At 47.4% G+C, this 25,054-nt stretch carries 24 protein-coding genes and 2 tRNA genes; 14 read left to right on the forward strand and 12 right to left on the reverse strand.

The annotated features are described in order from the left end of the window. Positions 1-967: 967 nt before the first annotated feature. Complete coding sequence (gene ald, locus H6F73_RS15205) at positions 968-2,062, reverse strand: alanine dehydrogenase (protein ID WP_190759527.1); 1,095 nt, start codon at positions 2,060-2,062, stop codon at positions 968-970. A 90-nt stretch (positions 2,063-2,152) separates the two neighbouring features. On the opposite strand from ald, the gene H6F73_RS15210 reads away from it, so the two are divergent. From H6F73_RS15210 to H6F73_RS15230, 5 genes are all read left to right on the forward strand, one after another. Further along, positions 2,153-2,419 carry a TOBE domain-containing protein gene (locus H6F73_RS15210; protein WP_242072451.1) on the forward strand — a complete coding sequence of 89 codons (267 nt, stop codon included), beginning with the start codon at positions 2,153-2,155 and terminating at the stop codon, positions 2,417-2,419. A 94-nt stretch (positions 2,420-2,513) separates the two neighbouring features. Next, complete coding sequence (locus tag H6F73_RS15215; protein ID WP_190669447.1) at positions 2,514-2,684, forward strand: hypothetical protein; 171 nt, start codon at positions 2,514-2,516, stop codon at positions 2,682-2,684. Between the two features lie 243 nt (positions 2,685-2,927). Further along, on the forward strand, positions 2,928-3,221 hold the full coding sequence (locus H6F73_RS15220) for a hypothetical protein (RefSeq protein ID WP_190669450.1): 294 nt from the start codon (positions 2,928-2,930) through the stop codon (positions 3,219-3,221). 133 nt (positions 3,222-3,354) lie between these two features. Then, positions 3,355-3,792, forward strand: a complete 438-nt coding sequence (locus H6F73_RS15225; protein ID WP_190759528.1) for a heavy metal-responsive transcriptional regulator — start codon at positions 3,355-3,357, stop codon at positions 3,790-3,792. A gap of 3 nt (positions 3,793-3,795) precedes the next feature. Then, on the forward strand, positions 3,796-4,902 hold the full coding sequence (locus H6F73_RS15230; RefSeq protein ID WP_190759529.1) for a WD40 repeat domain-containing protein: 1,107 nt from the start codon (positions 3,796-3,798) through the stop codon (positions 4,900-4,902). 81 nt (positions 4,903-4,983) lie between these two features. On the opposite strand, the gene H6F73_RS15235 is transcribed toward H6F73_RS15230, so the two are convergent. Next, positions 4,984-7,167: a nuclease-related domain-containing DEAD/DEAH box helicase gene (locus H6F73_RS15235; protein ID WP_190759530.1), complete on the reverse strand. Its 2,184-nt coding sequence runs from the start codon at positions 7,165-7,167 to the stop codon at positions 4,984-4,986. Positions 7,168-7,634: 467 nt separating this feature from the next. On the opposite strand from H6F73_RS15235, the gene H6F73_RS15240 reads away from it, so the two are divergent. Beyond that, on the forward strand, positions 7,635-10,829 hold the full coding sequence (locus H6F73_RS15240) for a putative Ig domain-containing protein (RefSeq protein WP_190759531.1): 3,195 nt from the start codon (positions 7,635-7,637) through the stop codon (positions 10,827-10,829). A gap of 4 nt (positions 10,830-10,833) precedes the next feature. On the opposite strand, the gene H6F73_RS15245 is transcribed toward H6F73_RS15240, so the two are convergent. The 4 genes from H6F73_RS15245 to murA form a co-directional block, all read right to left on the reverse strand. Further along, on the reverse strand, positions 10,834-11,052 hold the full coding sequence (locus H6F73_RS15245) for a hypothetical protein (protein WP_190759532.1): 219 nt from the start codon (positions 11,050-11,052) through the stop codon (positions 10,834-10,836). A 54-nt stretch (positions 11,053-11,106) separates the two neighbouring features. Next, positions 11,107-11,188: transfer RNA gene (locus H6F73_RS15250), tRNA-Leu, on the reverse strand. Next, positions 11,167-12,042, reverse strand: coding sequence for a M48 family metallopeptidase (locus tag H6F73_RS15255; RefSeq protein WP_190759533.1), 876 nt, complete (start codon positions 12,040-12,042; stop codon positions 11,167-11,169). The genes H6F73_RS15250 and H6F73_RS15255 overlap by 22 nt, the downstream gene beginning before the upstream one ends. Positions 12,043-12,078: 36 nt before the next feature. After that, positions 12,079-13,491, reverse strand: a complete 1,413-nt coding sequence (gene murA, locus H6F73_RS15260) for a UDP-N-acetylglucosamine 1-carboxyvinyltransferase (RefSeq protein WP_347239551.1) — start codon at positions 13,489-13,491, stop codon at positions 12,079-12,081. A gap of 210 nt (positions 13,492-13,701) precedes the next feature. On the opposite strand from murA, the gene H6F73_RS15265 reads away from it, so the two are divergent. Next, positions 13,702-13,783 (forward strand) — tRNA-Leu (locus H6F73_RS15265). Positions 13,784-13,899: 116 nt separating this feature from the next. Beyond that, positions 13,900-14,709 (forward strand): RNA methyltransferase, encoded by an 810-nt coding sequence (locus H6F73_RS15270; RefSeq protein ID WP_190759534.1) that lies wholly within the window; start codon positions 13,900-13,902, stop codon positions 14,707-14,709. Here the strand turns inward: H6F73_RS15270 and H6F73_RS15275 are convergent. Continuing rightward, the gene (locus H6F73_RS15275) at positions 14,675-14,935 is read right to left on the reverse strand and encodes a hypothetical protein (protein WP_190759535.1); all 261 of its coding nucleotides are present in this window, start codon (positions 14,933-14,935) and stop codon (positions 14,675-14,677) included. The genes H6F73_RS15270 and H6F73_RS15275 overlap by 35 nt on opposite strands. Positions 14,936-15,429: 494 nt before the next feature. Between H6F73_RS15275 and lpdA the strand changes: the two genes are divergently transcribed. From lpdA to H6F73_RS15300, 5 genes are all read left to right on the forward strand, one after another. Then, positions 15,430-16,863, forward strand: coding sequence for a dihydrolipoyl dehydrogenase (gene lpdA / locus H6F73_RS15280; protein WP_190759536.1), 1,434 nt, complete (start codon positions 15,430-15,432; stop codon positions 16,861-16,863). A 174-nt stretch (positions 16,864-17,037) separates the two neighbouring features. Then, on the forward strand, positions 17,038-17,916 hold the full coding sequence (trpC, locus tag H6F73_RS15285; protein WP_190759537.1) for an indole-3-glycerol phosphate synthase TrpC: 879 nt from the start codon (positions 17,038-17,040) through the stop codon (positions 17,914-17,916). A gap of 344 nt (positions 17,917-18,260) precedes the next feature. Next, the gene (locus H6F73_RS15290; RefSeq protein ID WP_190759538.1) at positions 18,261-18,542 is read left to right on the forward strand and encodes a DUF5340 domain-containing protein; all 282 of its coding nucleotides are present in this window, start codon (positions 18,261-18,263) and stop codon (positions 18,540-18,542) included. Between the two features lie 20 nt (positions 18,543-18,562). Beyond that, a complete protein-coding gene (locus H6F73_RS15295) occupies positions 18,563-18,709 on the forward strand; it encodes a hypothetical protein (RefSeq protein ID WP_190759539.1) in 147 nt (48 codons plus the stop codon). 48 nt (positions 18,710-18,757) lie between these two features. After that, positions 18,758-19,912, forward strand: a complete 1,155-nt coding sequence (locus H6F73_RS15300) for an alanine--glyoxylate aminotransferase family protein (RefSeq protein WP_190759540.1) — start codon at positions 18,758-18,760, stop codon at positions 19,910-19,912. Between the two features lie 172 nt (positions 19,913-20,084). Here the strand turns inward: H6F73_RS15300 and H6F73_RS15305 are convergent, their stop codons facing one another. The 4 genes from H6F73_RS15305 to H6F73_RS15320 all read right to left on the reverse strand — a co-directional run bounded on the left by H6F73_RS15305 (position 20,085) and on the right by H6F73_RS15320 (position 23,462). Continuing rightward, entirely contained in the window at positions 20,085-20,276 is a 192-nt protein-coding gene (locus H6F73_RS15305) for a DUF2949 domain-containing protein (protein WP_190669473.1), read from the reverse strand. Positions 20,277-21,046: 770 nt separating this feature from the next. Beyond that, complete coding sequence (locus tag H6F73_RS15310) at positions 21,047-21,634, reverse strand: DUF192 domain-containing protein (protein ID WP_347239541.1); 588 nt, start codon at positions 21,632-21,634, stop codon at positions 21,047-21,049. A 79-nt stretch (positions 21,635-21,713) separates the two neighbouring features. Then, complete coding sequence (nblR, locus tag H6F73_RS15315) at positions 21,714-22,397, reverse strand: response regulator transcription factor NblR (RefSeq protein ID WP_190759541.1); 684 nt, start codon at positions 22,395-22,397, stop codon at positions 21,714-21,716. A gap of 147 nt (positions 22,398-22,544) precedes the next feature. Then, a complete protein-coding gene (locus tag H6F73_RS15320) occupies positions 22,545-23,462 on the reverse strand; it encodes an NAD(+) kinase (RefSeq protein ID WP_190759542.1) in 918 nt (305 codons plus the stop codon). A gap of 84 nt (positions 23,463-23,546) precedes the next feature. On the opposite strand from H6F73_RS15320, the gene H6F73_RS15325 reads away from it, so the two are divergent. Next, the gene (locus H6F73_RS15325) at positions 23,547-23,768 is read left to right on the forward strand and encodes a hypothetical protein (protein ID WP_190759543.1); all 222 of its coding nucleotides are present in this window, start codon (positions 23,547-23,549) and stop codon (positions 23,766-23,768) included. Here H6F73_RS15325 and H6F73_RS15330 read toward each other — a convergent pair. Next, positions 23,765-24,736 (reverse strand): SDR family oxidoreductase, encoded by a 972-nt coding sequence (locus H6F73_RS15330; protein WP_190759544.1) that lies wholly within the window; start codon positions 24,734-24,736, stop codon positions 23,765-23,767. The genes H6F73_RS15325 and H6F73_RS15330 overlap by 4 nt on opposite strands. Positions 24,737-25,054: the final 318 nt, after the last annotated feature.

Raw genomic sequence — 25,054 nt, forward strand, 5'->3', positions numbered from 1 at the left:
TGCTAACCGGCATTCGCAATTTTCTCGGCTGACCCTGAGTTACAAATATTTAGTGAATTAAGCCCGCGTTCTTTTGAGATTTGTTGTTACGCTTATCCCAGGATAGAGCCATCTCGACATATTCACTCTCAAAATCTCTGTATTTTTACGGAATCTTTATAAATTTAAACCGGAAAAAATAATTTCCCCTTTAAAACGAAGGCAGTAATTTTCATAGTAATTTTTCTATTTTTACTTAAAAACTATCATTAAAAATTAATACAAATTGTAAACTTTCTTATGAAGACTGAATATTTTGGTAGGTTATAACTTATAATTAAGCCTTAAATTAGAGCCTTAATAAATTTCTATAAATTCATTGTAAGCAATCAGCATCTTTTACGTTAAAAGCTATGAAATGCTTATACAGTAAGCGATTTTATTCGTGACAAAGGTCTAAAAAAGTGCTTTTTGCATTATTAATAGAACGAAATCCGGATTAATCAGACGAGTAAAGCTGTCAATTTATTTTATTGTTTAAGTTAAAATTATTAAATTTTTGTACTTGTACTTAAGTACAGGATATTTTTAACAGCTACTAGATATAGGTTATTTAAAAAAAATTAATAACTGAGTAATGGGTAGTTTTTTTGAACGAAAGCTCTGTAAAGATTTTGTAAAGCTACATCACTACATGACTAAAAAGATATTATAGAAATATAAGAAATACAAATAGTAAATCCGACAGATTAGTTAAATGACTTGATGAATGCTTCCAAAAAGCAGACCTTTATAAACTCACCCTAACCCGCAACTTATCACCTGAGCGTCCCCCTACGCAATTACCCGGAGTGCAGGTTAGTGGTGAGTCTTGAGTGGTGAGGGAGTAACCGAGTGTATTGCTCAAACCCTTGGACTGAATAAGTTTATAGAGCGCTCCACACTCAGCACTCACCACTCAGCATGAGAAGAAGAAAATGCTTTAGACTCAGGACATCGCAGCTAAATCGGGAAAAACTTCCCGCACTGCCGGATGCACGAGCTGGTGGTTTCGCACATTTAGCCCACTTGCCAAAACCGGCTCAGTGTCTAAAGCTGTGATCCCCTGATTTGCCAACTTAAGCACATAAGGTAAAGTGCTGTTATTAAGGGCTTGGGTTGCAGTCCAGGGAACCGCCCCAGGCATATTAGGCACGCCATAGTGGACAACGCCCTCTTCTACATAAGTGGGATGGGTATGAGAAGTTGGGCGCAATGTTTCCACACAGCCACCCTGATCTACTGCAACATCAATAATCACAGAACCCGGACGCATTTTTCCGACAAGATTTCGAGACACAAGCACCGGCGCGCGTCTTCCTAATACTAAAACAGCACCGATCAGCAAGTCGGCATCTGGAACGAGGGACTCAACTTGCAAAGGCTGGCTGTAAAGTAGCTGAACTCTAGAACCAAAGAGGGTTTCGAGATAGGCTAACCGCTCAACGTTGATATCCAAAATTTGAACTTGAGCGCCCATCCCCACCGCCATTCGTGCCGCTTCTGTGCCAACAATACCAGCACCTAAAATCACCACTTTACCCGGCATTACCCCAGGAACGCCGCCTAAGAGAACGCCTCGCCCTCCCTGCTGGCGCTCTAAAAATCTTGATCCAAACTGCACTGCCAACCTGCCGGCGATGATGCTCATCGGCGTGAGTAGAGGCAGTCGTTTATCTGGCAGTTCGACGGTTTCATAAGCGATCGCGCTGACGCCAGAATCAATCAGATGTTCTGTCAAAGTCCGATCAGCGGCTAGGTGCAAATAGGTAAAGAGCAACTGCTCTTTCTGGAGAAACGGGTACTCTGGCGACAGCGGTTCCTTGACTTTAACAACCAGTTCCCGATCCCAAGCGTCTTTGGCGCTGCCAACAATTTTAGCGCCGGCCTGAATATAATCTTCATCCCCCAAGCCGGCACCGGCACCCGCGCCGGTTTCCACAAACACCGAATGACCCTTTTCACACAATACCCGAACGCTGCTCGGACTCAAGCCGACACGAAACTCCTGATCCTTCGTTTCCTTAGGAACGCCAATTTCCATCTGCCACCTCTTTATGACCCATGCTTTTAGCTTATGTCGTTACTGACTTGCGCTGAGAATACTCTCACTGTATGACAGCCGGCTCATGGTTTGCTGCTATCCTATCGACAGAGTTTGGCGATATTTGAGGTGCCGGCGGTGACGATTAAAATTAGCGGGCGCAATCAGCTCACAGGTAGAGTGACGGATATTCAACTCGGAGATATCCTGGCAGAAGTCACAATTCAAGTTGGAGATAACTTGATCGATGCTGTAATCACGCGCCGGTCTGCTGAAAATCTTAAAATTGCGATAGGGGATGAAGTGACAGCCCTGATTAAAGCAACAGAAGTCATGGTCATCAAAGAGGTTGATTAGATTCAGTTCCTCAAAGTCGTGGTTGACGGGATACCAAGCATCTCTACAATGGAAGACAATAAAAGGTAAAGAATTGTAACTAAGCGACAAAACCATGACTCAACCACAACCCACCACCACACCCAAACTAGAGGAGCCGAAGTTTGGTTTTAATGACTACGCTGAGCGCTTGAACGGTCGAGCTGCCATGATTGGCTTTGCGCTAACCGTAATCATTGAGTATGTTACCGGCCAGGGTTTGCTGGAATGGCTTGGACTTAAGTAAGCTAAGCAAGCAACCCTTCCCAAACTGAAACAAGCAGCCGTTGCTGCAAGTCTTTGCACTTAGAAGCTGGTTCGGGAAGGGTTACTGGCTTAACACCGATTGAAGGAATCCAAGTTTTGTCAAGATTCCCTACACTTTAAGGTGTAAGTTTAAGCTAGAGTATCGTTGAGCTAGAAGCGTTAAAGCGTTGTTGGCACTGTAAGTCTTAAGATTCGGAAATAAATAGGAACCAAGCAGACTGTGATGAACGTTGTATGGCCTCGAATTTTGAAGTCAGCCTATCGTAGAGAACCCATTACCAGCTTTATCATTACGGTTGGAGCCGTAGATGCTGTAATTGGGGGGATCGGCTCTCGCGGATCGTTGCTCACCTTCGGACTCACTATGGCAGGCGTTGCCCTCGCACTGCGTTGGTGGCAATTCCAGCGCAGTCAAGTTGAACAACCAGAACGAGTTCCGGAACTTTATCTGCCGGCAAGCTCATCCCGCCCTCAGTTGCCCCAGTTAGCGCCCGCTAAGAAACGCCGTCCTCAATAGAGAATACAACCGTTGGTCAAGGCGGGTTTATTGATAATTTTGACTGTGTGATTAACACTGTGGTTAAACCCGCCCATTACAAGAGTTGCAGATTGAATCAGCTCATTGAGCAAATCTTATTGGCATAACAGTTATGGGCACTCGTGCTATCGCCAAATTGCTTAAAATTGGCGAAGTCGCCGCCGGCACAGGGTTGCCGGTTAAAACTATTCGCTACTACGATGAAATTGGTTTGCTGGCTCCTACCGTAGAACGCTCTGATTCAGGATACCGGCTGTTTACCGAAGCGATCATGAACCGGCTCGCATTTATTAAACGAGCGCAATCTTTAGGACTCAGTCTCAGTGAAATTCAAGAACTTCTAAGCGTCCATGATCGCGGAGAGTTACCTTGCGGTGAAGTTAAACACCGGCTGCAAACTAAATTAGAGGAAATCGCAGAACAAATTGCCGCGTTAGAAATGCTAAAAGCTGAATTGCAAGGGTTACTGAGCGGATGGGAAGAACAACCGCCGGCTCACCTCATTGCTCAAACAATATGTCCGAACATTCAATCGAATAATGATGAATGAAGGATGAGAAAACTTTTGCATTCTGTATTTTCAATTTTGCATTTTCTTAAATGGAAGACTATTTTATTAGGCGTTTTTCTTGCCGTTAGCATTGCTAATATTTCTCACACTTCATCGGTTAGCGCTACGACAAAAAGTTTAATTTCCAGCACGGAAATTTCCCGAATTATCCCGCGTCCCAGTGCTTGGGAAAGTCCGCAACTGATTCGGATTTTGGAAGATCATAAAGGGACTGTTGAAACCCTTTCCTTCAGCCCAGACGGACAGATACTTGCTAGTGGTGGCGGCAGTTTAGATCCCAGAATTAGAATTTGGGACTTGCAAAAAGGGGAAAAAATCCGCACGCTTAAAGGACATAAAACAAGGGTGCTGGCTTTAGCAATCGCGCCTGATGGTGAAACACTCACCAGCGGCAGTGATGACTCCCTACTCAATATTTGGAATTTTAAAACCGGCAAGCTCAATCATACGTTCTTAGAGCCGGCTAGCAATATTTTATCTCTAGCGATTAGTCCAAACGGTCAAACCCTCGTTAGTGGCGGTTTGGATGGGATTAAATTATGGGATTTAACCAAACAGCGACCCTTGCAAGATTTTGTGCGCTATGAGATTTTTTATTCAGTTGCGATTAGTCCCGACAATCGTCTGCTAGTGAGTGGCAGCAAAGACGCAACGGTGAAAGTGTGGGATTTGTCCACCGGCAACTTCATCGGCACCCTCAAGGGACACACACAGCCGGTGAGTGCGCTTGTTTTCACACCAGACAGTCAAACTTTAATTACCGGCAGTTACGATACTACGATTAAAGTGTGGAATATCCAAACAGGGGAACTGATACACACACTTTTTGACCATACCAGCCAAATTGATTCTTTAGCGATGAACCCAGACGGGCAAACCTTAGCAAGTGCCGGTCATGATGGTATCCGGGTATGGGATTTAAACACTCAGCAGCTAATTGTTAAGTTTCCCGCCCATTCCGACTGGGTGCAATCCCTGGCATTCAGTCCAGATGGGCAAACGCTTGCCAGTGGGGGATTTGACAAGTTGATTAAGATTTGGCAAGCGAGTCCACCGCCTCAAGAGGTTTTAACCGGCAACGGAATTTAAACTTTTATTTGAAAAGCTTGTAGTGCCGGCATCTTGCCCGCTAGAAATATTACAATTTACTTAGATTGCTATAACCCTCGATCAAACGGCTTCTCTGTCACCAATATCTCGTTTTAAGGGGCGCTTATAAGTAAATGAAAAAGTGTCTCCACTATCCATCACCTGTTGGATTTCCCCATACATTGGATAGTCACCAACCCCACTAAGATTTGCCCAACCTCTGGCCCGTGTTAAGGCAATAAATAGCTGGTTACGCAAGCTAACATCACTGTCATTTCGAGCGACATTATCACAGCCAACCACATAAACCATGTTTGCCTCATTGCCTTTGGCGCGGGGAACACGAGACACTGTAACGCCACCCTCCATCCAAAAACAATTGGGTTCGTGATGTGGCCATTGAGGTTTGAGTTCATTTAATTCTAAAGCAGTCGGAATATAGATATCAATGCCTTTTTCTACCAGGAAATTCGCTACTTGGTTTTCTAACTCAATTGCATCCTCGCTAGCGCCTAAAACGATAACTAAAATATCTCGGCTCGGCTTAAGTTCGTCTTCGCTAAGGTTATGCAAAATCTTCTCAGCAAGTGCGCTCATTTCTGCTTTGCGAGAGCTATAAGTATTAAATTCTAATACAGGTTCTCCCCACAGTTCACCTATAGGATTTGGCGAATTATGAGGAGGCCGGTGAAGCGTGATTTTCTGACCTGAAATAAACTTGCCGGTGACTTCATAGCCGATTGCTTTCCAGTCCTCTGCACGGGTAATTCCTGTTAGCATTCCCTCTGGACGAAGCAATCCCATTCCTATCGCATGAGCTGCTGTAAGAATTGGCCCTGGAGTGCGATAACACCGGCGCATCACTTCATATTTTTTAATTCCCCCTGGATATTGCCCTCCTTTGGTTAATAATCCACTGATATTTTCACCAAACAATTCTTTAGTGGTGGGAATTTTTAAGCTATCTAAACTTTGCGCTTCATCATACGCCCAAATTAACCGACGCTGCTCTGGATGTTCCGGATCGGCGGGGCGCAATGCTTGATAAGCCAGCCAGTAAATTGCTTGTTTATCTTGATGTTTTAAATCGCCATCAGCAACTAAATCTTGCCCTTCATCAATCAAAATTGCATCAAAAAGCGGTTGAATTTCTATTTCTTCAGCTAACCGTTTGCACAAGTCTGCTAATCCGCGTCCAGGCTGTTTTTCCCTGGTGTCTCCTGTTGTCTTACGTCGAATTCCGTGGAATTCACAAATTGTACTATAAAGTCCCGGTTGCTCTTTCGCTCCCCACGCATGAAGCACTCGCAGCTTTTTATTTGTTTTTGGATCATAGTGAATATCTCCTCCGCTAAAGTGACGCAACCATTTATCGACCGATCCAATCATTAAATCGTAAAGGGTGCGGGTAAAAAATACTAAGGCAATATCCCAGTCTGGATGTTTTAAATGTATATGCGCTGCTTTTTGACACAGCAGAACTGTTTTTCCTGAGCCGGCAATTCCCCGCATCCGCTGAATACCTGGAGGAATTCCTTTACCAATATGTTCTTGTTGAAAATCTAATTCATAAAGTTTTTCTTGCAAAGCGGCAATAATGCTACCGCGAGTTTTATTATTGCTAGATCCAAGGGTGCGGGAGGGTTTTCTTAACACGGTAGTCCCGCCGATCACTGCCAGCATTAACTCCCACTGTTGCTCATCTAAATTGCTCCCCGCTATGGCTGGATTGCTTTGTTGAATTCGTTCCAGTAAGCCAGTTTCACTCAAATGTTCTTGGAAGATTATAGGAGGGCAATTGGGAAGCTGATCAAAGCCTTTTTCCTGCCATTCTTTTTGTGTGATCAAAGGCAGTGCAACAAGCGCTCGTCCTGTAACTTTGCCACAAATCGCCGTCTCCCGATCACAGTAGGCAATTAAAGCTTTAAGTTGACCTTCAGCTTGTTGATAAGGGTTCGCTTCTGTTGTAGAAAAATTCTGAAATTGCCACAGATTATCGTCAATTTCAATAATTTGATCAAGGGTTATAGATAAAACTTCGATTACGATTAAATTGAATTCTTTATCAGCAATAAGAATATCTGGCTCTTTTCGAGTTTCTCCAACTTTGGAAAAAAGAGGATAGCGCCAATAGCCGATACAATTTCTATCAGCGAACGCACTCCGCACTGCATCCCAAACTTTCTGTTCACCGGCTTCTGTGCTTGCTTCTAGCGGTTCTGTTGTGATGAACTTGCGACCCTGAGCTTCGTTACCAACGGCCATTTGGCTTACCAAACCCTACTTGCTCAAAGCTACTCCACAAAGGGTTAAAGCCGGCTCTATTTCAACATTTTGTAAAATATCGCGCTGTAAGTCCCGCAATACTGCCGGCAAGCCCAAGCTCACACCCGTGGGCAGTCAAGGGTGCCTAAAACGGCAACTTTTATATAAATTGTTGGCAAAGTGAGATATTGCTGGAGTCAGCATTTTTCCGTGAACTTACTATGTGAGAAAAAATTTTACTGTCAAGCCCTCTGTTTTAACACTTAATATCATTCTAGAATCGCCCCAAATTTGATCACTAACTATTAAAGCTGTCAGTATTTCTACGGTATAACCCTCAGTTTCATACCAAGAAATTTTTACAAAGCCAATTGCACTTAATTACAACCTAAACAAAGTGCGAAAAATTTCTTGACAAAATTCTTTCCAAACATTAAATTTATACAAAGTTACTCAAAGGCAAAGTCATGGCAACCGACACCCCCAACACAGATCCAGTTCTTTTCAACAACAACAACTTGAACTTAGATGAAGCAACCACCGGCACAATTGTTAATACGCGGTTAAGAATTCAAGATGCCGACGGCGATACCATTACTTATACGCTAACAGCCTTACCGGCTAACGGAACGCTCAAGCTAAATGAGACTGAACTCGACTTGAGTAACAACAACAAGTTTACTCAAGCGGATATCGATAATAATCGGCTGACTTACACCCATCAAGGCACAAAAACTACCAGCGACAGCCTGAGCTTCACTGCCACAGATGGCATGGGCGGCAACATCAGCAACACCACCTTTAATATTACAATCAACCCGATAAACCACATCCCTAGCCAGATAAATCTTAGCAAGAATAGCATTGCCGAAAACAGCGCCACTGGCACCGTTATTGCTGATTTGTCTACGGTTGATCTGAACGTCCAAGATACCCACACTTATAAATTATTTGATAGTGTAGGGGGACGATTCAAAATAGAAGACAATCAGTTAAAAGTGGCTGATAGTAGCCTATTCAACTTTGAAAATGGAAGCAATAGTCATCTGATTTATATCCAATCTACTGATAACGGAACTCCAGCACTCAGTAGTTCTTGGAAACCTTTCACAATTAATATCACTGATGTGAATGAAGCGCCGGCAGTCGCGCAAATTCTTTCTAATCAAACCATAAACGCTGGATCTGCCTTCAGTTACCAGATTGCCGCTGATACGTTTACCGATGTTGATGCCGGCGACACCCTCACGTTAAAAGCAACGCTGACGAATGGCGAACCTCTACCGGCTTGGTTGAGTTTTGACGCAGCAACCGGCAGCTTTAGCGGCACTCCCACGAATATTAATGCCGGCAATCTCAACCTGCAAATTACAGCCACAGATCAAGCCGGTGCCAGTGTCAGCACAGCTTTTGAGTTGGAAGTCAATTCGCTAAATCATGCGCCGGTGCGAAATAAACCGCTCTTTAGGCAAGGGGTTGACTGGACAGCAAATCCTCAGTTCCGCAGCAGTGGAGTATTTACTTTTGCGGAAGACACTTTTATCGATCCGGATGCCGGTGATACCCTAACTTATACGGCTAATTGGGTACCTAAGGTGAATTGGAATTGGCAAGATGTCAATGGAGTATTCGCTCCAACTGTGATCTCTGCGCCTCAAAAATTTGCCTTACCTGACACAATTAAATTCGATCCCACAACCTGCACTTTCACAATTGATCCATCCTTACGCGGTGATATTTGGATTGAGGTAATCGCAACAGATCAATCGGGTGCTAGTGTTAGCGACTTATTCCATATTTTTTACCATCCTAATGGAACAGGCGTAGCGATTGATAATTACATTTCTGATGGCACGGCTTTCTTTGATGCCAATAAAAATTGGGTACAGGATGCAAATGAGCCATTCGCCATAACGAATGAAAAAGGCGAATTTTCCATAGACAATCTCGATTTTGAGACGTTAGATACCAATCAGAATGGCTTACTTGAGCCAGAAGAAGGCCGCATCGTCGTCACCGGCGGGATTGATGTGGCAACCGGCTTACCTCTAGAAACTCCTATTACTGCGCTACCCAATTCCTTTGTCGTCAGTATGTTAACCAGCGTAGTCGCAGATTTAGTTGACCAAGGATTGAGCGAATATGACGCACAAAATTTGCTAAAAGCCGCACTTTCATTGCCTTCTGACGCTGACCTCGCCACCTTCGATCCAGTTGCCGCCACAAATAACAATCAGGCGGGGGGTGCTGAAGTGTTCGCCGGCATGATTAAGATGCAAAACGTTGTCACCCAAATAGTTAGTTTACTCGATGGCGCTTCTTCTGCATCAACCGCTGAATTAACAAAAGCAGTTGTTTGGGAAATTGCCACGCGCATTCAACTCGGTCAACCCCTTGATTTAAGTGCCCCAGAACAGTTAGCACAACTGATTCAAGACGCAGCAACCGAGGCGCAAACAATAGACCCCGCTATTAACATCAATGCCGTCATAAATGTTGCTCAGCAAGCTGCGGTTATCATAGCAGAGAGTAATCAAAGCATTGATCAGGCAGTCGCCAATAATGCCGGCACTGGCATCACCACAGAAGTCGCCCGCGCACAAGTGATTACTTTAGGTGAGATAACCAAAGACTTGAAGGAAGTAACCGCCGGCACCCAGACTATTGATCAGGCAATCGCTGAAAATACCGGCGAGGCTTTAGATAAACAAATCCTAGCCGCCACAATTAAAGGCGACACCATCACCGGCACTGCCGGCAACGACACCCTCAACGGCAGCGCCAACAACGACAGCATCAACGGTGGTGCTGGGATGGATGTTATACGTGGTGATAAAGGCAAAGATAGCTTAACCGGCGGCACTGGCAACGACCAATTTGTTATCCGATCCGCCGACGGTAGTGACTTGATTACAGATTTTGCAGGAGTAGGTAAAGGCATCCGTCCGACTTCAGAGATCATCGCCTCTGCCGATACCTTGAAATTTGAAGGGGCGGGTTTAATTGCCCAAAACATGATTCTCACCCAGTCTGGCACTGACTTGTTAATCGCATTCGACGGCGTTGCAGATACCCAAGTCACCCTACAAAACTTCGCCCTGGAAAACCTAGATAACCTGCTCAAATCTACTGACGCCTCTGTTGATCTTGGCAACATCTTGTTTGATGGCGATACCAAGCTTTCAGACAGCTTTGACGTGATCGACGCCAACCAACAGTTTAACCGCCGCGTTTACCGGCCTAACAAAACAACCTTCCTCAACGACCTGGATAATAATACTCAAGGGCTGGAAAAATCGAACGATGTTATCAACGGGCAAGGTGGCAACGACACCCTCACCGGGCTAAGTGGCAACGACATCCTGCGAGGCGGCAGTGGGGATGACTTGCTTAACGGCGGGCAAGGCAACGATACACTCAGCGGCGGCAGTGGTCGTGATCGCTTTCTCTTAGCAAAAGGCAAAAACAGTGATGTTGTTACAGATTTTCAAGATGGCATTGATTCTCTGGTATTGTGTGGCGGGTTGAAGTTCGCCCAACTGTCCATTACCCAAGGTGCCGGTGCCACTTTAATTAATATGGCCGGCAGTGGAGAACTCTTAGCCTCCCTCAATGGGGTGCAAGCAAATCTCATCGGAGTTGAGGATTTCGCGACGATCTAAGCTTTTATCGGGCAAGTATGCTGAGTGCCGGCAACTCCAAACAAAAAGGGAAGAGAACATCGCGTCTCTTCCCTTGATTATTGTCTTGGGTTTCCCCTTGTAGCTTCTTCCGCAGTATTTGCTGCTGTTTCTTGAGCTGTCGTGCTCGTGCTACGCCGCCTTTGCCTTTGGAGTTTCTTCCCTCACGGCGAGGGGACTCCCAGCTTTTCAACCGTTGAGCCATAATGACTACCCTTTTTCAACTCAATCACTTCTTAGCACTCAATGCTAAAGAAAGTGGGCGAGGAGAGAATCGAACTCTCATACCTTTCGGTGTCAGATTTTGAGTCTGATGCGTCTACCAATTCCGCCACCCGCCCTTGGGTTCCGAGTTTTTATTATAGCGCATTTCTCGCTGATGCAACAAAGATTCATAATCTTTTGTACTTGCCCACCGATCAATTTCTCGCGCCCGCAGAACCGGCACCGGATGCGTCAGTTGAGCAGTTTGCGCTTGCTTGAGCATTTCCCCCAACTGGCTTCTGCTGATGTCATCATAGGCGCGGGCTTGAGCCAGAAACGCATCCACATTCAATTGCGGTGCCAGAGTCGCCGATCCCCCCGCCAGTTTCATCAACAGAGAAATTACCACCTTCGGATCTTGAGCGGCTAGCAGCGCCGCCCGATCACACGTAAATTCCGCACATCGCACCCACTCTAGAAGTTGGGCTTGTAAGCTTTGGGCGATCGCTCCGCCCAAGTTTGGCAGTTGATTGGCGGCAAGCACCATCAAGTTTGCCAGAGTCAAATACACCCCATGATCGCACTTGAGATGACCCAATTCATGAGCGATCACCGCTTGAATTTCAGGCGGAGTCAGCAGCTCAATCAGAGAGGTGTGCATGACAATAAACGGTTGCCGGCCCCGCATCGCAAACGTATAAGCGTTGGGAACCGGATGTTGGCGCACATAAAGTTGCGGCGGTTCTAGATCCAGAATTTTGCAGGCTTCTAACAGCAGTTGATGCAAATGCGGCAACTGCTGTTCGCCTACCAAAACACTAGAGGCAATATTGTCCAGGTAGAAAAACTGCTCACCAATTGGCCCTAGCAGATTTCGCACCAGCAGGTCTAACCCAGGCAGTTGCTTGAGGGAATTTGTCGCTTCCAGATCGAGCGGGTGACGAAATTGGTCTGCTTTCAGACCGATTAGCGGTGTTTTCAAGAAGTCCATGCCGGCTACATCCAACAGGTAAACAGTCCTAGACCTTTATTTTAATGCCGATTCTGTTGGCTTGCTTGCCGCCGATTCATTGTCCACTGCCACATCCACTTCCACATTCGCTTCCACGTCTTCAGGCTCACCCTGTATCCGCTGTAATTTAGCGCCGAGTTGCTGTAGTTTGACATCTAAGCGCTCATAACCCCGGTCTAAGTGCTGCAATCCTTGAATCGTGGTTTTGCCCTCTGCTGCCAGCCCAGCCAGCACCAAAGCGGCAGAAGCGCGTAAGTCGGTTGCCACCACCGGCGCACCTGAGAGCATCGGTACGCCCCGCACAATCGCGTGATTGCCTTTGACGCGAATATCTGCACCCATGCGGTTTAATTCCGCCACATGACGCAGACGATTCTCAAATACCGTCTCGCTAATGACACTGTCTCCCTCACTTATGGTGAGCAAGGCCATAAACTGCGCCTGCATATCAGTGGGGAAACCGGGATATGGCAATGTTTCAATATCCGTTGCTATATTATTTTCCCCTGGAATAACCCGCAGTTGGTATGGCGCATCAGCGATTATTTTCGCCCCAATCGCCCGCAGTTTAGCAATGACTGCCGTCAGATCATCCGGCACCACCGGCGACAGGCTGATTTCCGAACGGGTAATCGCCCCCGCGACCAAAAATGTCCCAGCTTCTATCCGATCAGGAATGATGCTGTAATCGGTCGAGTGCAATCTTGGCACTCCAGAAATCACAATGGTCTTGGTGCCGGCCCCTTGTATTTTTGCCCCCATTGAGCGGCAGAAATTCGCCAGATCCACAACTTCTGGCTCTTGAGCAGCGTTATCAATTGTGGTTTCTCCATCAGCCAGCGTCGCCGCCATCATCAGGGTTTCCGTTGCTCCTACGCTGGGGTAGTCCAGATAGATTTTGGCACCCTTTAAGCGCCGATTCGGGCCGGTAACATAAGCATGAACAATTCCATGATCAATTTGCACATCAGCCCCCATCGCCCGCAAACCGCGAACGTGAAGCTCAACCGGCCTGGCACCGATGGCACACCCTCCAGGTAGAGGAATTTGAGCCGCACCCAACCGGGCAAGTATTGGCCCAATTGCAAAGAAACTCGCTCTTAGCTGGCTCACCAACTCGTAAGGCGCTTGCGATTGCCCAATTTCGCTGGCATTAATGTCTAAAATGTCCCCATTTCGCTCTAATTTCACGCCTAGGGCTGAAAGAATTTGGCCCATGCGAGCGACGTCGGCTAATAACGGAACGTTGCGGATTCGGCAATCCTCTGGACAGAGCAATGCGCCAGCCATCACCACCAAGGCAGCGTTTTTCGCCCCGCTAATTTTGACATGGCCTTGCAGAGTAGACCGGCCCCAAATGTGCAGAATCGAGTTGTCTGCTTTTTCAGGAGATGCGTGATTATCTTTCAAGTTGAGAGAGGAAGTAATATGTTTACCCTCCAGAATCAATTAATACTTTGTAACTTCTGATTTGGTTCCGATTTTACCGGAAAGATGTCAGATGTCCAGATTTATGCTTCCATAAGTTAGCAGTTTCTTCAGCAAGATTGCTGAAATTAGAGATATTTAGCAAAGAGGCTTGACAGCCACAGTGAATGACGCTACGGTAATATACTGCGATACGAGATAAACCAGTAAGCGGAACTGGCGGAATTGGTAGACGCGCATGATTCAGGTTCATGTGGTGCAAGCCTTCCGGGTTCAAGTCCCGGGTTCCGCATTTTTAAGGATGAGAGATAAAAGATCAGTGAAATTATTTGTTGTGACCGATAACCAATCATTTTCGGATTCAGGCAAAGAAGTTTCACCCTTTATCCCTCATCTTTTATTTTTTCCATGCTGACGAGTCTTCAGAATTCTTTAGTCAAACAAATTCGGAAGTTGCACGCTTCCAAAGGCCGGCGGGAACAACAGCTATTTCTCATCGAAGGAACGCATTTGCTGGAAGAAGCCTGTGCGGTGGATTTTCCTCTCGTCACGGTTTGCTGCACGCCCCAATGGCAGGAACGTCACCCCAATCTTTGGCAAACGGCAACTGAAAAAGCCGATCGCTCAGAATTAGTGAGTCCAGAAGTGCTCACAGCGTTGGCAACCACGGTTAACCCGGATGGGGTGATCGCAACAGCACAACGGACGGCAACCGCTTCGCCCTCAGTCGCAACAGATTTGGGCATTGCCTTGGAAACGCTGCAAGATCCGGGCAACTTGGGTACCATTATCCGGACGGCAACGGCAGCCGGTGCCGGCGGTTTATGGCTGAGTGGGGATAGTGTAGATGCGGATCAGCCAAAGGTGCTGCGGGCGTCAGCAGGTGCCTGGTTTCGGTTGCCAATAATAGTCAGTGCTGATTTAAAAGCTGAAGTTGATCACTGCCGGCAGCAAGGGATGCAAGTAATCGCAACTGCTAGCAATGCCCCAGAAACTTATTGGGAAATTGACTACCGCCGCCCTACGCTGATTTTGCTGGGAAATGAAGGAGCTGGCTTATCTGCTAATTTAGTGGAGTTGGCAGACCGCCAAGTCAAAATTCCTCTCAAAGCCGGTGTGGAGTCGTTGAATGTGGCCATTGCTGCTGCCCTGATATTATACGAAGCGCAACGGCAACGCGGCTTTATTCCTGAGAATCAGTCGATTTGGGATACTTAGATTGAAAAAACTGCTCAATATCTGCGGCTGCTTGTTCTAGCTCAGTGAGATCAATTTTTTTTGCCCGCTTTTTGTCAGTTTTGGCAGGTGCCTCCCGTTCAACAGCCGGTTCTGATTTTTGCTGTTGAACTTCCGCGTCGCTCAAGGTTTTCTGCAATTGATCAAGTGAGTCGAAAAAGGATCGTGTAGCCTCTCGACGCAGATCTCGCTGATTCTCACGATCCATAGTGCTTGACTCCAAAATCGACAATTAACGACAAAGACTGCGACTGCTCACCTCGGCTTAGTGTTGCAAGATTGAAGGCAAATTTCTAAAATTCACAAATGTCGCCAATCTAGCTGTCACTTGCAGCAAGCATTATGAGTTTATCTATTTTTCTGTGGTGTAGCTAGTGGGAATATTAAGGGGATCAAGCCGGCCTTTGAGCAATAAGCCGGTAATTGCCGAGGGGAAAAGCGCAAAAGATGTTTAGGAATATAAGCATTCGTTAATTTTTAACCCCTGCCAGAGGATGACAAGCGTCCTGCCTGTGCAGCAACAGAGACGGGAAAAAAATCTTGTGCGAGCGAGCGCCGCCAGTTGACAATAAGGAGGGTAACGTACCTATAACTTGAGGTGTCCCTAATTTCGCCGCAAGCTTCGTTGAAACAAAACAGTAAAAATGTTTGAATAGGTAGTCTGCTCACTCTAAAACCTAAAATCTAAAATCTAAAATTGCTATGAGTCAGGGATTTGATTACGATTTGGTAATTATCGGGGCCGGTGTGGGTGGACATGGTGCGGCTTTGCACGCGGTCAGCTGCGGCTTGAAAGTGGCGATTGTGGAATCGGCAGAAATGGGCGGCACCTGTATTAACCGGGGCTGTATTCCCTCAAAAGCCTTGCTGGCGGCTGCCGGTCGTGTGCGGGAACTGCGGGATGCCCACCATCTCAAGACGCTGGGGATTCAATTGGGGGAAATGACTTTCGACCGGCAAGCGATTTCAGACCATGCCGGCGGCATCGTCAGCAAAATTCGTGGCGATATGACCAATAGCCTTAAACGTCTGGGCGTCGATGTGATTCAGGGATGGGGCCGGCTAGCTGGAACGCAAAAAGTAACCGTCACGACAGACAAAGGTGAAAAAACAGTTACCGCCGACGAGATTATTTTAGCTCCGGGTTCGGTTCCCTTTGTCCCCCCAGGCATTGAAATTGACGGAAAAACTGTATTTACGAGCGATGCCGGCATCAAGCTGGAATCGCTACCGTCTTGGATCGCCATCATTGGCAGTGGTTATATTGGTTTGGAATTTGCCGATATTTACACCGCACTGGGCAGCGAAATCACGATGATCGAAGCCCTAGATCAGCTAATGCCCACGTTTGACCCGGATATTGCCAAGCAAGCTCAGCGCGTGCTGATCGCGCCCCGCGACATTGAAACCAGAGTCGGGCTGTTGGCGAAAAAAGTAACGCCCGGATCGCCGGTAGTGATTGAACTTGCCGACGTTAAAACCAAAGAAGTTGTAGAAGTTTTAGAAGTGGATGCCTGCTTGGTGGCAACAGGACGCATTCCAGCCACCAAAGATATGGGATTAGAAGCTGCCGGCGTTGAAATTGACCGGCGCGGCTTTATTCCCGTTGATGACCGCATGGCGGTATTATCTGGCGGTGAGCCGGTGCCCCACCTTTGGGCAATTGGCGACGCCACCGGCAAGATGATGCTTGCTCACGCAGCCTCCGCACAGGGCATCACAGCCGTGGAAAATATTTGTGGGCGTCCCCGTACCGTTGATTACCGCTGCATCCCTGCCGCCGCCTTCACCCACCCAGAAATTAGCTTTGTCGGCATGACAGAGCCGGCAGCCAAGGAAATGGGCCAAGCCGAAGGATTTGAAGTGGCAGCCGTACGCACATACTTCAAGGGCAATTCTAAAGCTATTGCCGAAGGAGAAACCGACGGCTTAGCCAAAGTGATTTACCGGCAAGACACCGGCGAATTACTGGGTGTTCACATTCTGGGTATCCACGCCGCCGATTTAATCCAAGAAGCTGCCAATGCCATCGCCCACCGGCAATCTGTGCGCGATTTAGCCTTTTTGGTTCACACCCATCCCACCCTCTCGGAAGTGTTGGATGAAGCCTATAAGCGAGCACTAACGCCGCATTGAGTGCTGAGTCCTGAGTCCTGAGTCCTGAGTGGGAGAGGGGGAGAGTGGGAAAGTGGGAGAGCCTAAGAAAAGCAGCGATTACCCCCATGCCCCATGCCCCATGCCCCATGCCCCATGCCCCATGCCCCATGCCCAATCCCCCATGCCCCATGCCCAATCCCCAATTCCCTTAATATGCAAATTCGACGCCGTCCTCCAAATCCATCTGTTGCCGTCACTTCCCTGCGCTATCAGGTGAAAATGGCTGACTCGGAACCGCGCCATATTTTAGAAGAAATTGTCTGGCAGAAGGAAACTGAAGTTGCCCAACTGCGGGAACGCTTGCCTTTAGCTGAGCTACAGTATCAGGTAAAAAGCGCACCGGCACCCCGCGATTTTTTAGCGGCGTTGCGGGAAGGCAAAACGCAACCGGCACTGATTGCGGAAGTTAAAAAGGCGTCTCCCAGTAAGGGCGTAATCCGGGAGGATTTCGAGCCGGTGGAGATTGCTCTGGCTTACCAGCAAGGCGGTGCGAGCTGCATCTCTGTGTTAACGGATGAGAAATTTTTTCAAGGCAGCTTTGAGAATTTGCGGCGGGTTCGCTCCTCTGTTGAGCTGCCGGTGTTGTGCAAGGATTTTCTAATTTATCCCTACCAAATTTACCTCGCTCGCCTCAACGGGGCTGATGCGGTGCTGTTGATTGCGGCGATTCTTTCTGACAAAGATTTACAATATTTTGTGAAAATTGTCAAGGTTTTGGGAATGACAGCCCTGATAGAAGTACACACCTTAGAGGAACTGGATCGGGTGCTGGGCATCGAGGGCGTAACCTTGGTGGGGATTAACAATCGCAATTTGGAAGACTTTTCTGTGGATCTGCAAACTACGGTTGGGCTGATGGCAGAACGAGGCGAACAGTTGCGTGAACGTGGGATTTTAGTTGTCAGCGAGTCGGGGCTGCACAGCAGAGAGGATTTGAGCCGGGTGGCTGATGCCGGCGCTACTGCGGTTCTGATTGGTGAGTCTTTGGTGAAACAGCCAGACCCAGCCGATGCGATTGCGAAGCTTTTCTGAAATGCCTAGGGCTTGCCGGCAAAGCAAACATTGCTGATTTTTAGTGCCGGCAAATCCTATTTTTGGAAGCATAAATGTGCGCTGTTAGCGTTCAAAAACATATTAATTAAGGAAAATAAATTCTTTTCCGGTGTGCCTTTCCCCGGCTGAAGCAGGCGTGCGAATCACTTTGTCGTGGCAGGGAGTGCGAGTATAGAGTATGATGCAATACTAGACTCTGCATTTCGGAAACTTAGGTTTCTTTGAATGGCGGCGCAACGCCCAGACCCAGTAATTTGCTTGGTTCTGCAACGCCTCATTTTATGACGATCGGGTCTCGGTTCACTTGAGGTAGATCAGCTTTCATGGAGCCTATTCCTCTTCCTTCCCATATCCACTACGAATTGCTATTGCAACTGTTAGAGCGTCAAACAATGTTTGCTGTTGGGCAAAAGCCTTCTCAACGCGAACAGGTACATCAGCTGATTTCGACGCTCCGCAAAGCGCTTGCCCAACAGAAGCAACTAGAAGATAGCTGTGAACGAGCGAATGTACCAATAGAGTACCGCTGGTCACTCAATGACAGCAACGGAGAACAGACTTCTAATCAGAATTTCCGGAAAGCACAGCAGCAACCACCGGCCTGATACGATATTTGGATCGAGCAATGGGCGGATTTGAAATGATGGATGCTGCTGCCGGTCGTTTTTCTAAATGGATCGGTTGCCGGCATATACCACAAGGGTATGAGGAAGTAAAAAGTAAAAAATCAGTGATTTTTTCTGTTACTTTTGCAGATCGCTTTGTGCTATAAAAACACCCCTAGCCACTAACAAGATTTTTGAGACAGTAGGACGGACTCATGGACGATAAGCTGATGCTGATGATTCCTGGCCCAACGCCGGTGCCAGAGCAGGCATTACTCGCGCTCTCTCGGCACCCAATTGGCCACCGCAGCGGTGATTTTAGTAAAATCATGGCAGAGGTTACTCAAAACCTCAAATGGCTGCACCAAACGGAAAACGATGTTTTGATTTTGACAGCCAGTGGCACCGGCGCGATGGAAGCAGGAATTATCAACTTTCTGAGTCCGGGTGATCGGGTTTTGGTTGGCTGTAATGGTAAATTTGGCGATCGGTGGGCTGAAGTTTGTGAAGCTTACGGACTCGCCGTCGAGAAAGTTTCGGCAGAGTGGGGCAAAGCACTTGAACCTGAACAGTTCCGAGAAAAACTGGCAGCAGACACCGGCAAACAAATCAAAGCCGTGATCCTTACCCACAGCGAAACGTCCACCGGCGTCCTTAATGACTTAGAAACAATTAACCGGCACGTCAAAGAGCACGGCGAAGCTTTGATGATGGTAGACACCGTTACCAGCTTAGGGGCGGTTAATGTGCCGATGGATGCCTGGGGATTAGATGTTGTGGCATCTGGGTCACAAAAAGGCTATATGATTCCTCCTGGGCTGGGTTTTGTGGCTGTTAGCCCCAAAGCTTGGGAGGCTTACAAAACGGCAAAACTGCCCCGTTACTACTTGGATCTGGGCAAATACCGTAAAGATGCTGCGAAAAACACCACACCGTTTACGCCGCCGGTGAACTTGTTTTTTGCCCTGCAAGCCTCGCTGAACATGATGCGGAATGAAGGGTTAGAAAATATTTTTGCACGGCACCAGCGCTTAATGAAGGCCACTCGCGCTGCAATTAAAGCGATGGATCTACCCCTGTTGACCTCGGATGAGGCAGCTAGTCCAGCGATCACAGCCGTAGGGCCGGCACAAATAGACGCGGAAAAAGTGCGTTCAATTGTGAAAAAGCGGTTCGATATCGTTCTTGCCGGCGGACAAGATCATCTTACGGGCAAGATATTCCGAATTGGCCACTTAGGGTTTGTCAGTGATCGGGATATCTTGGCGGCCATTGCTTCTCTAGAAGTTGCCTTCAAAGAATTGGGCCATAAAAGCTTCACGCCGGGTGCCGGTGTTGCCGCTGCTGCTGAAATTTTTGCTCAGTCTTAGGCAAGAATTTTAAATCTAATTATTTAGGCTTCAAAATCAAAAGAGCGGGCTGTTTAACAAACCCGCTCTTTTTATTATGTTGTTTTGATTGTTGCCGAAGTCAATTTTCAAAAACATTTTCTCCTGCGTCCGGATCAAGCCGGTGGACAAGCTAGATAACATAAATCAAATCTTATGCTGTTTCCAGCCAGTCGTAGATTCGTTCTAACTGTTCAATCGTTACCAAGCCATACTGCCAGAGAATCATGGGCAATGGGCCTGGATCTTGCTCGCGATGCCGCAGAGCGATTTTAAGACAGGACGCAGAAATTGCTAAATCGTCTTGTAAAAATCGGATGAATTTATTGTGTGTTGCGGGTGCCATATCTACCTTTCACCTTGTCAATTAAACCTAATTTTGTATCATCAATCCTGCTTTTAAAGGGTGCAGTTAGCCAGTATGCAATCTGTACACCAGGGTTGCCGGCAATTCGTACCCATGACGGGACGATATTCCGCTTTATTATGTGCCAGACGCTGCTAAAACTTCGTCACGCTCAGAACTGAAAGCTTTAAAGCTACTTATCCTGTTCGCGTGCGTTTTGCGCTGATCCCCGAATTAGTTGGGAGCTTTGCTGCCGCCGCAGACAACTTATTCGCTAATCCCTAGTGCATCAGGTTCTGCGAGCAACGACATCTGTAAATTTACAGATTTTTCAAACAGAACCCGATTGGCGCTTCAGCCGTTTTACTGAAACTTTTTATGAGCTAGAGCCGGCTTACATTTGCCAAACCCTTGCTACATCAATATTCCTTCCCTTTCGGGACGGTTTATATGGGGGTTCACTCCTGTCTCACTCCTACACCAAAAGAAATACGCTTTGAGTGTACTTTCCCCCAATCTACGCCTTTGACTACAGCCGTTAGCTTCAGGATGAGGCAACCGCCCCAGACTTAACTATCGATTGAGTTTGAGCGCTCCACGGTATCTCGTACAAATTTACTCTAACTGTATCCATTTCTTGCCGCAGCCGAGTAAAGATTGTACAGATATTTTGTGAAGTTTCCAAGAAGCATTTTATAAATTTTCTGCTCCTCAGATAGACAGATTAGCAAATCCCGCTCGTTCTGTCCACAATCACAAATTATGCAATTTTAATGGTTTGGATAAGGTTTTGCAGGGGATTGAGGAGTTTGCTCGGTGCCGGCTTCTAAAAACTGGATAGCAATTTGATCGCCGGCTTTTAAGCCTAGTTCAGCAGCTCTGCCGCCCCGTAGCTCAATCACTTGGTCAACCAGTGTACCATCAGGGCCGTAAGTCGGACAAGGTAAAGTTGTGCAAGGCGGCACATTTGCCTCAATCGCTTGCACTTCCCCGTCGCGCAAAAAGATCATATCCAAATTAATCGCAACATTCTTCATCCAAAAGCTGACACTTTGAGGCGGGTTAAAGGCAAACAACATCCCGCGATCATCTGCTAAGGAAGTTCGGTACATTAACCCGGTGGCTTGTTGTTGCGGTGTTTTAGCCACTTCCAGGGCAATGGTTTTACCGGCAATGGTTGCTTTTGCGGAAATCGGTAACGCTTGCCCCTGGGAAGTGCTCACCGGCACTGGAGATACGACAGCCGGCAGGGTTGGATCGTTGGGTGATCCAGCCTGAGAGCTTTCTGGTGCCGGTTGTGAGCATCCCATTAGCAAAACACTAAGCGTTATTCCTACCAAACTATTGTGTTCAATCACCTCGCACTCGCTCCTTTTTATAATCGATTTTAGAGAGTGGGTTTAACGATAATTCTTCACCTCTAAAATCTCAAATTCCCTACGCTTCTCGTAAAACGTAGCCAACACCTCGCACGGTTTGAATCAGGCGCTTCTGACCCTCATCTTCTATTTTGAGGCGCAAATATCGAATATACACCTCAATCACATTCGATTCACCCATAAAGTCATAACCCCAAACATTTTCTAAAATTTGGTCGCGGGTTAGCACTTCTCTGGGGTGTTCCATCAAATACTTCAGCAGTTCATATTCCTTCATCGTTAGCTCGATCACCCGTCCATTCCGCAACGCGCGGCGGGTAGACAGATCCAGCACCAGATCACCAAAGCGTAACTGTTCCGTCCCTGGGGCATCCGGCTGTAGGTACAGACGCACCAGTTGTAAAAAATCTTCGCTGCGGTAGGGTTTGAGGAAATAATCATCCGCCCCCGCTTCTAAACAAGCCACGCGATCATCAACACTATCACGAGCCATTAATAGCAGCACCGGCGCTCGATTACCCACTCTTCTGAGCTGGGTACACAACTGCAACCCCGACTCTCCCGCCAGCATCCGATCCACAACAATTAAAGCCGGCTGCAGTTGGTCGGCTTGAGAAAGGCCGGTGGGTGCATCATAAGCCACAACCGGCTCGTAGCCAGATTCTTTTAAATCCAGACTCACATTGTGAGCTAGTGCGGCATCCGTTTCTATCAGCAGGACACAGGGATTTCGATCAAGCATAATAGCCCTTGTTAGTAATTCGTGGTGAGTGGTTAGGCATCAGCGGCGAATGGGCAATCTCATCGGGGTTCAGGAACTCAGCCACCTCTCAACCCATGACCCAATAACGACTGACCACTGACTGCTAACAGAAGACAACTTTACCCATCAGGGTAGTTCCACTGAGGTGGGTTTGGCAATGTGAGGTAAACCCCAGCCCAATTTTTCTCGCAGGATGTGGAAAAATTCCGGGGGTTGTAGACGGATAAATCGAGCGCCGTAGTTGGATTTCTCAACCCGCACCTGATCGTCTGGCAAGACGTAGCAGCCGGCATTCCCATCGACCACCATCACCAGCCGGTTGGGATTGGCTGGATAAATCGTCACCGGCTCTGTATTGGCAAATACTAGGGCACGAGAAGCCAGGGAGTGAGGGCAGATCGGCAATAGTTGCAACACCGGCACCCCAGGCGTCACCACTGGGCCACCTGCTGACAAGGCATAGGCGGTTGAGCCGGTTGGCGTTGAGATAATAATCCCATCGGCAGCGATATCAACCGGCGCGTGCCGGCCCACTTCTATTTCAAAGTGACACATACAGGTTAGCGCTTCTCGGTGCAGCACCATTTCATTCAGGCATAGCGCTTCCCACAGCCGCACATCTTCTCGAAGTAACTGCACCGAGAGCATGGTGCGATCTTCAATTTCATAATCCCCATCCAGCAGCTTTTCAATCGCTTGGGGCAGTTGGTTTAAATAAGTCTCGGTTAAAAACCCCATGTGGCCGGTGTTCACCGCTAGCAAGGGAATTGCCCAAGGCGCAACTTGACGAAATGCCGAGAGAACCGTGCCATCGCCCCCCAGCACGATGGCAAACTTCATGTCATCGTCGAAGCCGGGTGGTGCCAGTTGCTCAATTGGGGTGTGGCAAATCGGCTTACCGGGGGTCGAATAGCCGAGAATTCCTCCGATGCCGGTGGTCATGCAAACATCCCACCCACAGCTATTTAGCTTGTCTTTGAGATCCGCTGCGGCGCGACAAGCTATGGGTTTAATATCGTTGTAAATAATGCCAGCTTTGGGCACACTCAGAGTCCGGGTTAGGGTTCAGAATTATAAGGAGGAATTTTAACACCTCACATCTTAAAAAAAGCTGTGAGAAGTTGGGTAATGGCTTTGCGATCGCTGCAAGAAACAGCAACTCACCATTTTAGCCAATTTTTACCGCGCCGGCTCAGCGCCTTTACTTTGCTAGGTTTATCCTTGCATATTTTGCACCGGCTGGCTATTGGGTTGCAGGCGCTTCCCTCCCACCCATCAACTGATCGGGCTTGGAAAACCTCACAGGGTAGGATTTTGAGCCAGCGCAGTTCTTTCACCCATTTTGATTAAAACGGGACTTTTCGTTTATTTTGCTTTTTAAGTTTTCCTTTCTCGTAATCTAATTCCTTCAACTTCTTCATAATTCGGCTGTAGTAGTCTTGCAAATAGGCTTCTAAGGTTGTTGTCTCTTGGGGATCTAGCCCAAACACCTGATAAACCTCATCCATTTCGGCGGTTAACGGTTTGCCATTGGCTACGACTTCCGCAAAAGCCAGCCGATCAGCCACATTCCATCCCCACTGAAAGAACCGAGTCACGTTGCGAACCCCTCGCAGCACAGCTAAGGGCAGCCGCGTCACCTTGGCTTGCTGCCCTGAAAGGCGTTCACACAGGCGAATAATTTCATCGGCACTCCATGCCCGTGTCCCTACAATTGGAAAGGCTTTGTTTTCTGCTTCGGGAACCGAGATGGCGCGGACGGCAAATTTGGCCACGTCTTGCGTATCCATAAATGCCACAGGCGAGGTTTCCCCTGTTATCCAAACCGCTTGATTTTCTAAAACCGGGATGGCGTACTGACCGATCAACCCCTGCATGAAGCCACAGGGTTTGAGGATTGTATAGTTTAAGCCCGATTCCGCTAAGAATAGCTCCGTACACCGCTTGATTTCCATCAGCGGGACTTGCGGGTATTTCTGGGCGTCTAGAATTGAAAAGAATATATAACGTTCGACACCGGCAGCTTTAGCAGCTTGAATCAGCGCGACTTTGCCATCCCAGTCTACTTCTTTCACACTCAGGGAATCTGTCGGTCGAGCGGTTGCGACATCGATCACTGCCGTTACCCCTTCCAAGGCAGGTGGCAAACTTTCGGGATCACATAAATCTCCCCTTACCAGTTCAGCGCCCCATTCTTTTAGAAAAGCAGCTTTTTTCAGGTTACGGACTAAGCAGCGTATTTGATAGCCCTCATCCAAGGCACGGCGGGCGACTTGTCTCCCTAAAGTGCCGGTGGCACCGACAACCAATAAAATCATGAAGAATTGATTACGAATCTTAAAACTTTCTCTAAGATAGTATCAGAATTTTCTCATTTTGACACAAAACTTAACAATGAGAGGGGAACGCCGGCGAGGCATTGGCACCTTTACGAGAGAGAATGGAAAAAGCGAAAAAAAATATTTACCGTTTTATTACCCCTTGATAGGCTTAACGATTGCCACAGCCTCGACAGGGACACCAAACCTATTGAAATAATTTACATTTTGAGCACCGGCGAGAATTAGGAAAATTTATAAAGCCACAAGCAAAATAAAGCGTGCACTTAAAAACTGTAGGGTTTTAATCTTGAAGTC

This window comes from Microcoleus sp. FACHB-68 (genome assembly GCF_014695715.1).
Taxonomy (GTDB): domain Bacteria; phylum Cyanobacteriota; class Cyanobacteriia; order Cyanobacteriales; family Oscillatoriaceae; genus FACHB-68.

Excerpts from the sequence above, each read along its gene's own strand:
- H6F73_RS15235 (WP_190759530.1), bottom strand. The coding sequence starts at position 7,167 with ATGGCCGTTGGTAACGAAGCTCAGGGTCGCAAGTTCATCACAACAGAA.
- H6F73_RS15240 (WP_190759531.1), top strand. The coding sequence starts at position 7,635 with ATGGCAACCGACACCCCCAACACAGATCCAGTTCTTTTCAACAACAAC.
- H6F73_RS15330 (WP_190759544.1), bottom strand. The coding sequence starts at position 24,736 with ATGATTTTATTGGTTGTCGGTGCCACCGGCACTTTAGGGAGACAAGTC.
- H6F73_RS15290 (WP_190759538.1), top strand. The coding sequence starts at position 18,261 with ATGGAGCCTATTCCTCTTCCTTCCCATATCCACTACGAATTGCTATTG.
- H6F73_RS15295 (WP_190759539.1), top strand. The coding sequence starts at position 18,563 with ATGGGCGGATTTGAAATGATGGATGCTGCTGCCGGTCGTTTTTCTAAA.
- H6F73_RS15220 (WP_190669450.1), top strand. The coding sequence starts at position 2,928 with ATGAACGTTGTATGGCCTCGAATTTTGAAGTCAGCCTATCGTAGAGAA.
- trpC (WP_190759537.1), top strand. The coding sequence starts at position 17,038 with ATGCAAATTCGACGCCGTCCTCCAAATCCATCTGTTGCCGTCACTTCC.
- ald (WP_190759527.1), bottom strand. The coding sequence starts at position 2,062 with ATGGAAATTGGCGTTCCTAAGGAAACGAAGGATCAGGAGTTTCGTGTC.
- H6F73_RS15225 (WP_190759528.1), top strand. The coding sequence starts at position 3,355 with ATGGGCACTCGTGCTATCGCCAAATTGCTTAAAATTGGCGAAGTCGCC.
- H6F73_RS15215 (WP_190669447.1), top strand. The coding sequence starts at position 2,514 with ATGACTCAACCACAACCCACCACCACACCCAAACTAGAGGAGCCGAAG.
- H6F73_RS15300 (WP_190759540.1), top strand. The coding sequence starts at position 18,758 with ATGGACGATAAGCTGATGCTGATGATTCCTGGCCCAACGCCGGTGCCA.
- H6F73_RS15270 (WP_190759534.1), top strand. The coding sequence starts at position 13,900 with ATGCTGACGAGTCTTCAGAATTCTTTAGTCAAACAAATTCGGAAGTTG.
- H6F73_RS15230 (WP_190759529.1), top strand. The coding sequence starts at position 3,796 with ATGAGAAAACTTTTGCATTCTGTATTTTCAATTTTGCATTTTCTTAAA.
- H6F73_RS15305 (WP_190669473.1), bottom strand. The coding sequence starts at position 20,276 with ATGGCACCCGCAACACACAATAAATTCATCCGATTTTTACAAGACGAT.
- H6F73_RS15325 (WP_190759543.1), top strand. The coding sequence starts at position 23,547 with ATGGCTTTGCGATCGCTGCAAGAAACAGCAACTCACCATTTTAGCCAA.
- lpdA (WP_190759536.1), top strand. The coding sequence starts at position 15,430 with ATGAGTCAGGGATTTGATTACGATTTGGTAATTATCGGGGCCGGTGTG.
- nblR (WP_190759541.1), bottom strand. The coding sequence starts at position 22,397 with ATGCTTGATCGAAATCCCTGTGTCCTGCTGATAGAAACGGATGCCGCA.
- H6F73_RS15275 (WP_190759535.1), bottom strand. The coding sequence starts at position 14,935 with ATGGATCGTGAGAATCAGCGAGATCTGCGTCGAGAGGCTACACGATCC.
- H6F73_RS15245 (WP_190759532.1), bottom strand. The coding sequence starts at position 11,052 with ATGGCTCAACGGTTGAAAAGCTGGGAGTCCCCTCGCCGTGAGGGAAGA.
- H6F73_RS15255 (WP_190759533.1), bottom strand. The coding sequence starts at position 12,042 with ATGGACTTCTTGAAAACACCGCTAATCGGTCTGAAAGCAGACCAATTT.